The sequence below is a fragment of the Nonomuraea candida genome, from assembly GCF_000725485.1.
Taxonomy (GTDB): domain Bacteria; phylum Actinomycetota; class Actinomycetes; order Streptosporangiales; family Streptosporangiaceae; genus Nonomuraea; species Nonomuraea candida.
In genome coordinates this window covers 118,909-131,747 of sequence record NZ_JOAG01000014.1, presented here as the reverse complement: position 1 = coordinate 131,747, position 12,839 = coordinate 118,909, and the positions used below count along the sequence as shown (strand labels likewise).

General features: G+C 72.6%; 7 protein-coding genes. 4 read left to right on the top strand and 3 right to left on the bottom strand.

Features of this window, described 5'->3' with window-relative positions; all coding sequences use genetic code 11:
- The first annotated feature begins 25 nt into the window (after positions 1-25).
- A complete protein-coding gene (locus tag IO39_RS14915; protein ID WP_043622166.1) occupies positions 26-583 on the top strand; it encodes a TetR/AcrR family transcriptional regulator in 558 nt (185 codons plus the stop codon).
- On the opposite strand, the gene IO39_RS14910 is transcribed toward IO39_RS14915, so the two are convergent.
- Both IO39_RS14910 and IO39_RS14905 read right to left on the bottom strand, forming a co-directional pair.
- The gene (locus tag IO39_RS14910) at positions 568-4,311 is read right to left on the bottom strand and encodes a S8 family peptidase (RefSeq protein WP_043622163.1); all 3,744 of its coding nucleotides are present in this window, start codon (positions 4,309-4,311) and stop codon (positions 568-570) included. The two genes, IO39_RS14915 and IO39_RS14910, sit on opposite strands and share 16 nt — an antisense overlap.
- A 235-nt stretch (positions 4,312-4,546) precedes the next feature.
- Entirely contained in the window at positions 4,547-7,576 is a 3,030-nt protein-coding gene (locus IO39_RS14905) for an alpha-mannosidase (RefSeq protein WP_043622313.1), read from the bottom strand.
- A gap of 302 nt (positions 7,577-7,878) precedes the next feature.
- Here IO39_RS14905 and IO39_RS14900 point away from each other — a divergent pair, with 302 nt between their 5' ends.
- Together IO39_RS14900 and IO39_RS14895 are read left to right on the top strand one after the other, a co-directional pair.
- Positions 7,879-8,268, top strand: coding sequence for a hypothetical protein (locus IO39_RS14900; RefSeq protein ID WP_052422898.1), 390 nt, complete (start codon positions 7,879-7,881; stop codon positions 8,266-8,268).
- 141 nt (positions 8,269-8,409) lie between these two features.
- Positions 8,410-8,883, top strand: coding sequence for a lamin tail domain-containing protein (locus IO39_RS14895; RefSeq protein ID WP_245641977.1), 474 nt, complete (start codon positions 8,410-8,412; stop codon positions 8,881-8,883).
- Positions 8,884-9,052: 169 nt separating this feature from the next.
- On the opposite strand, the gene IO39_RS14890 is transcribed toward IO39_RS14895, so the two are convergent.
- Positions 9,053-10,666, bottom strand: coding sequence for an endo-1,4-beta-xylanase (locus IO39_RS14890; RefSeq protein ID WP_245641976.1), 1,614 nt, complete (start codon positions 10,664-10,666; stop codon positions 9,053-9,055).
- Positions 10,667-10,971: 305 nt separating this feature from the next.
- Here IO39_RS14890 and IO39_RS14885 point away from each other — a divergent pair, with 305 nt between their 5' ends.
- Complete coding sequence (locus IO39_RS14885; protein ID WP_043622156.1) at positions 10,972-12,636, top strand: class I adenylate-forming enzyme family protein; 1,665 nt, start codon at positions 10,972-10,974, stop codon at positions 12,634-12,636.
- Positions 12,637-12,839 lie beyond the last annotated feature (203 nt).

Sequence of the window (12,839 nt, the reverse complement as noted above, 5' to 3'; positions counted from 1 at the left end):
CTTGGACGCGGTAACGTTCCCTTCCATGGGAAAACTGCGGGCAGACGCCGAGCGCAGCATGCGGGCGATCATGGCGGCGGCCGAAGACGTGCTGAGCGCCAACCCGGTGGCCACGATGGAGCAGATCGCCGAGGCCGCGGGCGTGGCCAGGGCCACCATCCACCGCAGGTTCGCCAGCCGCGAGGCGCTGATCGAGGCGATGGAGGTGACCGCGTGGCGGGAGATCCTGGAGGCGGTCAAGGCCGCCCGCCCGCACACCGCTCCCCCGCTGGTCGCGCTGCACCAGGCCACGGCCTCGATCCTGCAGGTCAAGCCCGCCTGGCGGTTCACGCTGGCGCGCCAGGTGCCGCTCAGCGCCGAGGCGCGGGCCGTGCAGGCCGAGGTGATGGAGGTGTGCGAGGAGGTCTTCGGGAGGCTGCTGGGGCCCGGCGCCGACCTCGTCTGGGTCAGGCGGGCCTATCTCGCGCTGCTGGGGGAGGCCGCGCACGGCACTCCCCCGGCGAGCGTCACGGGTCACGATCCCGACGCGCTGGCCACGAGGGTGCTCGACACCCTCATGCACGGCGTTCAGCGCACGGCGTAGGCCCGGATCACCTCCTGCGACACCGTGTTGCCGCGCACGTCGGAGGCGTTCACCCGGAGCGAGACGAACCCCGACGGCGCGCGGCCGAGCGTCGCCTCATAGGCCCGCTTCCCCTTGTCCCGCAGGCGGACGCCCTTCCAGGTGGCGCCGTCGTCGTACGACACCTCCAGCGAGACGTCCTTGATCGCGCTCTGCTCCGCCCCCTCCTGGTGCCGCAGGGTCAGGCCGAGCCGGCGCGACCCGGCCCGGTTCGTCAGGTCCACGGGCGCGTCGAACGAGGCGATCAGCAGCGGGATCACCGCCGGCTCCGCGGCCCGCCGCGAGGTGAACGTCCACACGCCGCGCGTGCGGGTGGCCAGCTTCGCCCAGCCCGCCTCGTTGCGCAGGTCGTACTCGATCCGGTACGCGCTCTCGTCCGGTGTCACCGTCCCCGAGCCGGCCGGCAGGTAGTTCGTCTGCCACAGCAGCGTGTCGCCCTGGTAGAGCCGGAAGTCGGTCTTCATGCCCCCGTCGAAGTCGCTGGTGTAGGTCTCGCCGAAGTTGCCGTGGGCGTCCACGAAGCCCTGCATCGACAGGCTCAGCGTGTCGCCCTCCCGGCGCACCGGGTCGCGCGGGTTGACGCCGGGCAGCAGTGGCTGCCTGAACACGGTGCGGCTCACCCGCTCCCCCGCCCCGTACGCCCGGAACTCCGGCGACGTCAGCAGGACCCGCGCCGTGTCGGGGTGCGGCCACTGGGTGTTGTAGGGCCACTCCGGCGTGCCCGCCGAGGTGCTCCAGCGCAGGTCGGGATCGGGGGTGACGTAGTCGGTGCGGACCCGCGGCGTCTGGGCCAGGGGATGGTTCGTCGAGATCGACAGCGTGTCCCAGGGCTCGAAGACGTAGCGGGCCTCGTTGACCGTCACGTCGCGGGCGAGCTGGCTGTGGTAGCCGGTCTCGATCCTGGCCTGCCGGGCGGCGCGCACGACGTACCTGAGCGAGTCGCGCACCCGGCCCTTCTCGCGCAGGTACAGGTCGTAGACGTACGGGCTGGCCGGGATGCCCCTGGCCACGACCGGCACCGGCAGGCGGCGCAGCCGGCCGGTCAGCTCCAGCCCCTCCTCGTGGGTCAGCCGCACGGTCGGGACGGCCAGCCTGACCCCGCCGCCGCCGGTGGTGACGTCGGCGCCGGGCCGGTCGCCGTAGACGGCCACCATCGCCGCGCCGGCCGCCGCGGCGGCGTTCGCCTGCGTGGCGACCGGCACGCCGTCGGTGCGGCGGATGACGGCGAGCCTGCCGCGCAGGTCGCGGGCCGCGATCTCGGCCGCGCTGCCCCGGCCGGCGTCCACGGCCAGGAGCAGCCGGGTGCCGTCCAGGCGGGGGTAGTCGGTGGAGAAGTCGCTGAACTGGACCGGGTCGACGTACTCAGGCGTCAGCCGCAGCCCCGGCGCGGAGAAGGCGATCTCCGGGGCCTTGAGCCGCCAGCGGGTGGAGACCACGAACGTGCCCTTGGTGACCTTCCTGGTGGGCTGGACGAACAGCCGCTCCTCGATCTGCCCGCCGGGCGTGATCGTGGTGCCGCCGCGCAGCGCCGTGCCGCGCTCGCCGGCCCGGTACCACATGAGGGCGGCGGCGGCCCCGGTGTTCCGCTTGGTCTCGTGGTCGGGCGTCTCCACCTCGACCTCGACGGCCTTGCGGGCGTCCAGCACGATCTCGGTGTCCTTGGTGATCGTCACCTCCGGGTCGCCGAGCAGGCTCTCGTTGAGCGGCGTGCCGGGGGCGGTGCTGTCCTGGCCGGCGGGCATGGTGAAGATGTGGCCGAGCACCGAGTAGGTGCCGGGCCTGACCAGCAGGCAGGTGCCGGTGCCGTACCTGGCGTCGGTGCAGGGCTGGGCCGGGTCGCCGGGAAGCACCCGGCCTGCCAGGGTGCCCGCGTCGAGGTCGAGCACGGTGAAGCCGCCGCGGCCCGGGCGGCCGTCCCTCGCGATGCCGCGCACGCGCAGCTCGACCCGCTCGACGTCCACGCTCGCCGTCAGCAGCGTGCGCAGCCCGCCGGCGGTGAGCTCCTGACGCAGCGTGCCGGCCTCGGCCGCCTTGAGCGTGACCGTCGCCCGGGCCGTGCCCTTGGCGGGCACGGTGAGCCTGGCAGGCTCGACGGTGAACGCCGGGCCGCTCGCCAGGTCCAGCTCGGCGGGGGTGTCACCGAGGTTGCGGTAGCCGAGCGTGAGCGTCTTCTCCTCGCCCACCGTGAGCTCGCCGAAGTCGAGCGAGCCCGCCGCGGCGACGACCGGGCTGCCGAGCGCGGCGGCCACGTCGATCCGGCCCGCGCCCTGCGCGTCCACGGGGATGTCGGCGCCGGGCTTCGCGGTGGCCATGAGCAGCGACTTCAGCTCGCCGCCGGTGAGGCCGGGCCGGGCCTGGCGCAGCAGCGCCGCCGCGCCCGCGACGTGCGGGGTGGCCATGGAGGTGCCGGACATCGTGACCCGGCCGCCGCCCGCCCTGGCGGCGGTGACGTCCACGCCGGGCGCGGTGACGTCGGGCTTGACCGCCTTGCCCGCCTCGATCGGGCCCCTGCTGGAGAAGTCGGCGAGCCGGTCCCGCCCGTCCACCGCGCCGACGGTGAGCGCCTCGGGGGCGTCGCCGGGCGCGCCCACGCACGAGTCGCAGCCGTCGTTGCCGGCGGCGGCCACGAACAGCGTGCCGTACCGCTCGGTGAGGCGGGAGACCGCCTCGGTGAGCGGGCCGCCCGGTACCGGGCTGCCCAGGCTCAAGTTGACGACCTCGGCGCGCTGCTCGCCGGCCGCCCACTCCATGCCGTCGATGATCCAGGAGAGCTGCCCGTGGCCGTCGGCGTCCAGCACCCGGCCGCCCAGCAGCTTCGCGCCGGGCGCCACGCCCTTGCCGGCGCCGTCCGCTCCCGCGCCGGCGATCGTGGCCGCGACGTGGGTGCCGTGGCCGTGCGGGTCGCCGGTGGCGTTCCCGCCGGTGAAGTCGCGCTGGGCGGCGACCCTGCCGGCCAGGTCGGGGTGGGCGGCGTCCACGCCGGTGTCGAGCACGGCCACGGTGGTGCCCGTGCCGTCGTACCCGGCGGCCCACGCCTCGGGCGCGCCGATCTGGGGCACGCTGTCCTCCAGCGCGGGCCGCACCTCGCGGTCCAGCCAGATCTTGGTCACGCCCGCCAGCGGCCCGGCCGCGCGGGCGCCGGGGGCCGTGGCGGCCAGCCTGGCCAGCTCCGCCCCGAACGCGGGCGCGTCCGCCTCGGCCACCGTCACGCCCGCGCCGCCGATGCTCTCCAGCGCGCGCACCTGCTTCGCGGCCGGTAGGGCGGCCTTCGCGACGCCGGGGGCGTAGGTGAGGATCAGCGGGATGGCGTCGCCGTGGTCCTGCCCGGCCAGCGCCGTCACGTCGAACAGCGCGGTGTCGAGCCGCGAGGGGACCAGGGCGGCGACGTCGTCGGGGATGACCGTCAGGCCGTGCTCCGACTCCAGCACCTGGAACGTCGGCACCGAGCCGTCGGCCCGGGGGGCGGGGGTGACGGTCACCGTCTTGTGCTCGCCGTCCACGGCCCGCACCAGCACCCGGTCGCCGGTGACGAGCGTGATCTCCTCGCCGGCGGCCGGCCGCGCGGCGAACGCGGCGGGCGATCCGGCGGGCGGTTTCCCTGGCGGGCCGGCGGCCGCGTACGCGCCCGGGACCGAGAGCAGCGAGGCTGCCAGAGACAGGGCCACCACCCGGCTTGAGCCACGCAGCATGGACGACCTCCAGAAGGCAATCGGTAAGCACGACTACCGAATTCCTAGTCATCCTGAGCTGCGCTGTCTACGAAATCAGCGTGGCCACATCCCGACTTGTCGTAAAGCCGCCAGTACCCCGGTGCGCGGGCGTGGCCGCCCGGCCGGCGGCACGCGGGGTGGGCGGTTGCATCCGGGGTGGGTGGCTGCACGTGGTGGGTGGAGACCGCGCGGGCCGCCGCCGGCGGGGTCCGGGTCAGGCGCGGGTGAAGCGCAGGGTGACCAGCTCGAACGGCCGCAACGCCAGCGGCACCTCGGCCCCCTCGCGCCGCGGCTCGCCCGTCTGCCGCTCCAGCAGGTCCGTGGTGACGACCTCCGCCACGGGGAAGCCGGCGCGCAGCGTGGCCCGGGCCCGGCCGCCCCGGGACTCGTAGAGGCGGACGACCACGTCGCCGCTCTCGTCGTCGGCCAGCTTGACCGCGCTCACCACCACGGCGTCGTCATCGACGGTGACCAGCGGCGCGACCGGCGCGCTCCCGGGCACCCGGCGCTCGGGCAGGTTGATGAAGTGCCCCTCGCGGACAGCGTCGCCGATCGTCGCGCCCGGCACGAGCGCGTGGCGGAAGCGGTGCACGCCCTGGTCGGTCTCCGGGTCGGGGAAGCGCGGCGCGCGCAGCAGCGAGACGCGCACGGTGGTGGTCGTGCCGTGCGCGTCCACGTCGCGGGTGACGTCGTGGCCGTAGGTCGAGTCGTTGACCAGCGCCACGCCCCAGCCGGGCTCCGCCACGTGCACGAACCGGTGGTTGCACGCCTCGAACTTGGCGGCCTCCCAGCTCGTGTTGGTGTGCGTGGGGCGGTAGGCGTGGCCGTACTGGCTCTCGGAGGCGTACCGGTCGGCGCGCACGTCCAGGGGGAAGGCCAGCTTGAGGAACTTCTCGGTCTCGTGCCAGTCCACCTCGGTCTCGATCAGCAGCCGCCCGCCGTCCACCGTGAGCCGCTGGGTCACCGCGGAGGCGCCGAACGAGCGCCTGACCACGACCGTGCCCCCGTCCGTGCCCCCGGCCGGCCGCACCTCGTCGGCCTCGGTGAGGTCGGTGCCGGTGTTGCGGTAGAACGCGTCCACGTCCCAGGCGTCCCACTTGTTGGGGAAGTCGGGGTGGAGCTGGAGCAGGCAGGCCGCCCGGCCGGGCGGGACCGTCTCCCTGCCCGTGCGCCGGTCGATCGCCGACACGACCAGGCCGCGGGCGTCGATCTCCACCTTGAGCAGGGCGTCCGCCAGCACGTATCCGCCCCCGTCGCGCGGGACCACCCGCGCCGCGGGCCCGGCGGCATCCCGGGCGGGCGCGGGGGCGGGCTCGGGCGCGGCGCCGCCGGCGGGCACGCCGTGGCGCCGGTGCGGGGCGCCGTTGAAGAGCAGCGTGCCGCCCGACGGGTCGCCCGCCAGCGCCCGCTGGGCGCCGTCGATGATCTCGTCCAGCTCCCGCGCCACCAGCTCGTACGTCCGGCGCGCCTCCCGGTGCACCCACGCGATCGACGACCCCGGCAGGATGTCGTGGAACTGGTGCAGCAGCACCGTCTTCCAGATCCGGTCGAGCCGCTCGTACGGATAGGGCGCGCCCTCCCGCACCGCGGCCGTCGCCGCCCACAGCTCGGCCTCGCGCAGCAGCGACTCGCTGCGCCGGTTGCCCTGCTTGGTCTTGGCCTGGCTGGTCAGCGTCGCGCGGTGCAGCTCCAGGTAGAGCTCGCCCACCCACACCGGCGGGTGCGGGCAGTCGGCCTCGGCCTTGGCGAAGAACTCGGCCGGCGTCTCCCACCTCACGGCGGGCGATCCCTCCAGATCGTGTACGCGGGCCGCCTTGGCCACCATCTCCCGCGTGGTGCCGCCACCGCCGTCGCCCCAGCCCGTCGGGGCCAGCGAGTGCCGGGCCACGCCCTTGTCCCTGAAGTTGCGGGCCGCGTGCGCCAGCTCGTGGCCGTGCATCGAGCAGTTGTAGGTGTCGACCGGCGGGAAGTGCGTGAAGATCCGGGTCCCGTCGATGCCCTCCCACAGGAACGTGTGGTGCGGGAACGCGTTGGTCTGGCTCCACGAGATCTTCTGCGTGAGCAGCCGCTTCGACCCGGCTGCCCGGATGATCTGTGGCAGCCCGGCCGCGAAGCCGAACGTGTCCGGCAGCCACACCTCCTCGTTGTCGACGCCGAACTCCTCGATGAAGAAGCGCTTGCCGTGCACGAACTGCCTGGCCATCGCCTCGGAGCCGGGCATGTTCGTGTCGGACTCCACCCACATGCCGCCCGCCGGGACGAACCTGCCCGTGGCCACCGCCTTGACCACCTTCGCCCACACCTCGGGCCGGTGCTCCTTGATCCACGCCCACTGCTGCGCCTGCGACATCGCGAACACGAAGTCGGGCTCGTCCTCCAGCAGCGCGGTCATGTTGGCGGCGGTGCGGGCCACCTTGCGCACGGTCTCGCGCAGCGGCCAGAGCCAGGCCGAGTCGATGTGCGCGTGGCCGACCGCGCTGATCCGGTGCGCCGACGGCGCCGCCGGCGCGGCCATCACGCCGGCCAGCTCGGCCCGGGCCGCCGCGGCGGTGGCGTTGACGTCCTGGAGGTCGATCGCGTCCAGCGCCCGGTCCAGCGCGCGCAGCAGCTCCCAGCGCCGGGCGCTGTCGACGGGCAGCTCCAGCATCAGCTCCCCGAGCACCTCCAGGTCCATGACGAGCTCCCACACCGTCTTGTCGAAGACGGCCAGGTCCATCCGGCCCAGCCGGTAGAGCGGGTCGGAGCCCGCCGTCTCCCTGTCGCCCAGCGCCGTCGGCCGGAACCCGTCGCGGCCGAGGATGATGGGGTTGGAGGCGGCCTCGATGTGCAGCCGCACCTCCTCGCCGCCCTCGGCCGGCGAGCCGACGCGGACCCACTGGTTGCGCGGGTTGAGCCCCTTCACCGGCGTGCCGTCGGGCCGGTAGACCAGGCCCTCGCACTGGAAGCCCGGCCGGTCCTCGGCGAAGCCGAGGTCGAGGATGGCCTCGACGACCCGCCCGCCCCACTCCCTCGGCACCACGCCGGTCACCGTGAACCAGCTCGTGCCCCAGGGCCTGCCCCACTCCCGCCCCACCGCGATCGGCCCGGGCGTGGCCGCCAGCCCCTCCGCCACCGGCACGGGCTCGCCCGGCGCGTGCCAGACCGCCACCTCCAGCGGCACGGACTCGGGGTGGACGGCCGGGCGGATCCGCTCGTCCAGCACTCGCCTCAGCCGGGCTTCGACCAGGTCGCGGTCGTCATGCATCAGGGTGGGCTCCTCATCGGTCAGGGGGATCGCCACCAGCACGTTAAGCACGCCCCCGACCCGGAGGCAACGGACCACCCCAGACGATGCGTCGCAAGAACCGGATGCCGGAACGCGTCCCGGTTCACGGCGTGACCCTGCGCCGCCGAGGGAGAGCTCACGAACCGGGACGGTCGGGGTGGCCTCGACAGCGGGCCGGTAGGGGTTCAGGCTCGGGTCTACAAGGGAGGCGCGGCCGCGTTCCCGGGAGGCCCCGCGCCCCCGCCCCGCCGTTGCGCGGGACCCCTTCGATGGGAGGCGTAGTGAAGAAGGTCAGCATCTTCGGCCAGGAGCCCACGACCATCCTCTTCATGGTGAACGCGCTGGTCGCCCTCCTGGTCTCCTTCGGGCTGAACCTGTCGCAGACGCAGGTCGCCACCATCGCGACGGTCGCCGGCGCGGTGATGTCGATCGTCGTCACGTTCATGACCCGGCCGATCGTGGTCTCGGCGCTGACGGGCGCGGTGACCACGCTGATGACCGCGGTGGCGGGGTTCGGGCTGGAGTTCACCGCGGAGCAGATCGGCGCCACGGTGACCGTGTTGTCGCTGGTGCTCGGGCTGGTGCTGCGGGCCAACGTCACGCCGAAGTCGGGCCCGGTCCAGCCGGGCCTCGACGCCGCGCTCCTGCGCGACGCCCGGCAGCAGCCCTGACCCCCGCCTGACGACAGGCCCGCCACCCGCAGGGGGACGGTGCGGGGTGGATGCCGAATCGATACCGGAACGTTCCAGTGCTCGACCTATGCCCATCAATAGGATCGATCCGCCCAATCCCCCCGAGCCAGGAGCGTGTCCGTGCGCATCCGATCCCTGTTGACCTCCGCCGTACTGGCCACCGGCATGGTCGTCGTCTCCCAGCCCGCCCAGGCGGCCGCGCCCGGCGTGCAGATCACCAAGATCTACTATGACTCGCCCGGCTCGCCGGACCACGGCTCGAACAGCAGCCTGAACGGTGAGTACATCCAGCTCAGGAACACCACCGGGAAGAGCGTCAACCTCAGGGGCTGGACCGTACGCGACGAGACGGCCCGCCCCGACCACGTCTACACCTTCGGCGCGTTCACCCTCCGCGCCGGCAAGACGGTCACGCTGCGGACCGGCAAGGGCAAGGACACCAGCACCACCCGGTACTGGAACAGGAGCGGCGGCGGGACGTTCGCCTACATCTGGAACCAGAGCCGGGACACCGCCTACCTGCGCGACCGGGCCGGCAAGCTGGTCGACTCCTGCGCGTACGACTCCTCCCGGCAGGACTACAAGATCTGCTGACCCGCCGCCAGGCCCCGCTCGAACGCCTCCGGGTCGAGCAGGTAGCCGAACGCGGGAAGGCACCGGCAGGACCGGGCGCGGCCGGTCCCGCCGGTGTGCGGGTGAGAGAATCCCCTGGGGCGGCCGGACGCCGGGCGGGCAGGCCGGGCAGGCCCCAGGGGATCCCCGATCAGGCGCAGGTGTAGCCGGAGGGCGTCTGCGTGTTGCCGTTCGGGCGGTTGACCTGGAAGCCGAAGCTGGTGCTGGCGTTGGCGGCCAGGTTGCCGTTGTAGCCGGCGTTCCTGGCCGTGACGGTCTGCCCGCTGACGCTCAGCGTGGCGTTCCAGGACCCGGCCAGCGTGTGGCCGGCCGGCAGGGTGAAGGTGACCGTCCAGCCGGTGATGGCGGAGGAGCCGGTGTTGGTGACGGTCACGGGCTGCACGACGTAGCCGTTGTTCCACTGGTTCTGCACGGTGCCCACGGCGGTGCACCCGCCGCCGCCGGGACCTTCGGTGGTGCTGAAGGTGACGGTGGCGGAGTTGGCCGACAGGTTGCCCGCCCCGTCACGGGCGCGCACGTACACCTGGTACTCGGTGTTCGGGGTCAGTCCCGTCAGGTTGATGGAGGTGGTCGTGCTCTGCCCGAGCTGCGTGTCGGTCGTCCCCTGCTCGCGGTAGACGTTGTAGCCGGCCAGGCCGCTGCCGCCGCTGTCGGTCGAGGCGGTCCACGTCAGCGTGGCGGAGTTGGACGTCACGTTGCTCGCGGCCGGCGTGCCCGGCGCGGTCGGCGGGGTGGTGTCGTTGCTGGTGCCGCCCGCCAGCGCGTCGTGCACGGCGGTGTAGGACGGCTTCTGCTGGTAGTTCTCGTCGTAGATGAGCGCGGCGCCCTCGCCGGAGAACGTGTCCGGCACCCAGGAGTACTTGTCGGTGAAGCCCCAGATCGTCACGCCGGCGCAGGCGGTGACCGCGTTGCAGGCGTTGATCACGTTGCGGTAGTAGGTGGCCTGGGTGGTGTCCTTGCTGGAGCTCCTGGGCATCTGCATGCGCACGTCCAGCTCGGTGACCCGGACCTGGACGCCGAGGTCGGCGAAGCGCTGCATGTTCTGCTGGATGTCGCTGGGGAAGCCGTACTGGATCGCGAGGTGGCCCTGGAAGCCCACGCAGTCCACCGGCACGCCCTGCTGGCGCAGGGACGAGACGAGGTTGTACATCGCGGTGCTCTTGGCGTTGATGCCCTCGACGTTGTAGTCGTTGATGCACAGCCGGGCGTTGGGGTCGGCGGCCCGGGCGGCGCGGAAGGCGTCGGCGACGAAGCTCTGGCCCAGCGTGTTGTACCAGAACGAGCTGCGCCAGCCGCCGTTCTCGTCGAAGATCTCGTTCACCACGTCCCACGACACCACCGCGGCGTTGTCCGCGTAGCGGCCGACGAGCCTGCTGATGTGGGTCTGCATCGCCGTGCGCATGGCGCTGGCGCTCAGGCCCTGCACCCATCCGGGGGTCTGGCTGTGCCACACCAGGGTGTGGCCGTGGACCTGCTGGTTGTTCTGGGTGGCGAAATTGACGATGGCGTCGGCGCCGGAGAAGTTGAACTGGCCCTGGCTGGGCTGGACCGTGTCCCACTTCATCACGTTCTCGGCGGTCACCTGGTTGAACTCGGTGGCCGCGATGTTGCGGTAGGAGGTCTCGTTGGACAGCGGGCTGGTGGCGAGCGCCGCACCGATGAACTTGCCGCGGGCGGCCGCGTGCGTGCGCAGGGGCGCCGACGCTTCCGCCGAGGTGGCGGGCAGGAGGAAGGCTGCGAACATCCCCACTAACGTGAGGAGTCGAAGGAGCGAGGACGAATGCACGGACATCTACCTCCGGAGGCAGGCACTCGATTCCGAAAGTTTCGGCCCGGTTGGGACCGCATCGCTGACGGTATTGACATGGGAGTGTGTGGTCAATAACCAGCTCACGGCGGCGCCAAAACAGCAGTTGGAGGGCAGAAACTATCGGAAGGTAGATGAAACTTTCATGGGCGACGTGGTCCCGACTTCTCATCTAGCGCGACGTACCTACCGGTCGGTACTGTGAATTACCGGAATAATCGTCCACTGCGGGAGTTCTGCGTATGTCTTCTCTTTCGCACGCCCAGGTCCAGGCCCAGCTCACCGGCCCCGGCCAGCTTTTCGAGATCGAGGAGATCGGCGACACAGGCGTACGCACCTGGAAGCACGCTCCCGCCCACTTCCGCGCGCTGCTGGAGATGAGCAGGTTCCACGGCGAGAAGGTCTTCCTCGTCTACGAGGACCAGCACATCACCTTCGAGGAGCACTTCCGCCGCGCCGCCACCCTCGCCAACCGGCTGGTCGAGGAGTACGGCGTGGCCAAGGGCGACCGCGTGGCGGTGGCCATGCGCAACTACCCGGAATGGGTGATCGCGTTCTCGGCCGCGCTGGCGGCGGGGGCCATCGCCGTACCGCTCAACGCCTGGTGGACGGAGGCCGAGCTGGCCTACGGCGTGAGCGACTCCGGCGCCAAGGTGCTGATCGCGGACGGCGAGCGGGCGGTCAGGCTGGCGGGCACGGGCGTGCCGCTGATCGTGACCAGGGGCGAGGTCCCCCCGGGGGCGCGCGCGTTCGACGAGGTCATGGGCGAGGTCGGCGCCGACGTGAAGCTCCCCGACGTCGAGCTGGCCCCGGAGGACCCCGCCACGATCTTCTACACCTCGGGCACCACCGGCAGCCCCAAGGGCGCGCTCGGCAGCCACCGCAACCTGGGCCAGTCCCCCATGACGGTCGCGTTCGGCCTCATGCGCGCGGTCGCCATGGCCGGCAAGGACGTCGGAGCGGCGGCGGGGACCCGGCGCATCACGCTCCTGACCGTCCCGCTCTTCCACGTCACCGGCTGCTTCTCGGGCCTGACCACGACGATGTTCAGCGGCGGCGGCCTGGTGCTGATGTACAAGTGGGACCCCGAGCAGGCGCTGCGCCTGATCGAGCGGGAGCGGGTCACCGCCATGATCGGGGTGCCGACCAACGCCTGGCAGCTCATGTCCCACCCCGACTTCGGCAAGTACGACCTGTCGTCCCTGACCACCCTCGGCTACGGCGGCGCCCCCGCCCCGCCCAAGCTGCTGGAGCGCATCACCAAGAACCTCCCCGACCGCGCCCCCTCCAACGGCTACGGCATGACCGAGACCTCCGCCCTGGCCATCGGCAACGGCGGCGCCGACTACCAGGCCAAGCCCGACAGCATCGGCCTGCCCTCGCCCGTGGTGGACGTGCGCGTGGTCGACCCGATGGGCGACGAGCTGCCGCCCGGCGAGGTGGGCGAGCTGTGCGTACGCGGCCCGAACGTCATCCTCGGCTACTGGAACAAGCCGGAGGCCACGGCGCAGACGTTCGTGGGCGGCTGGCTGCACACCGGCGACCTGGCCAAGATCGACGACGAAGGCTTCGTCTACATCGTGGACCGGGCCAAGGACATGGTGATCAGGGGCGGCGAGAACGTGTACTGCGCCGAGGTGGAGGCGGCGCTGTTCGAGCATCCGGCGGTGGACGACGTGGCGGTGATCGGCGTGCCCCACGACGAGCTGGGCGAGGAGGTCGGCGCGGTCGTCCGGCTGGCCCCGGGCGCGTCCGCCACGGCCGGGGAGCTGCAGACCTTCCTGGCCGGCCGGATCGCCAAGTTCAAGATCCCGGTGCACGTCTGGTTCCGCGAGGGCGAGCTGCCCCGCAACCCCGGCGGCAAGATCCTCAAGACCCACCTCCGCCGCGAGATCCTCGGCTCCTGACCTCCGCCTCCTGACCCTCCGACCCCTGACCCTCCGACCCCTGACCCCGCCCTCCCGAAACCCCGCCCTCCCGAACCCCCGGCGGCCCGCGCCCACCCCCCTCTGCAACCGGCGCGGGCCGCTCCGGGCGGGCGGGAAGCGGCCTACCCGATCACCTCCTGATCAACTCTCTGGCGGCTCGTCATGGCCTTCCCCGGCCGGGG

Coding starts and splice junctions, on each gene's coding strand:
- IO39_RS14915 (WP_043622166.1), top strand. CDS start 26: ATGGGAAAACTGCGGGCAGACGCCGAGCGCAGCATGCGGGCGATCATG.
- IO39_RS14910 (WP_043622163.1), bottom strand. CDS start 4,311: ATGCTGCGTGGCTCAAGCCGGGTGGTGGCCCTGTCTCTGGCAGCCTCG.
- IO39_RS14905 (WP_043622313.1), bottom strand. CDS start 7,576: ATGCATGACGACCGCGACCTGGTCGAAGCCCGGCTGAGGCGAGTGCTG.
- IO39_RS14890 (WP_245641976.1), bottom strand. CDS start 10,666: ATGTTCGCAGCCTTCCTCCTGCCCGCCACCTCGGCGGAAGCGTCGGCG.
- IO39_RS14885 (WP_043622156.1), top strand. CDS start 10,972: ATGTCTTCTCTTTCGCACGCCCAGGTCCAGGCCCAGCTCACCGGCCCC.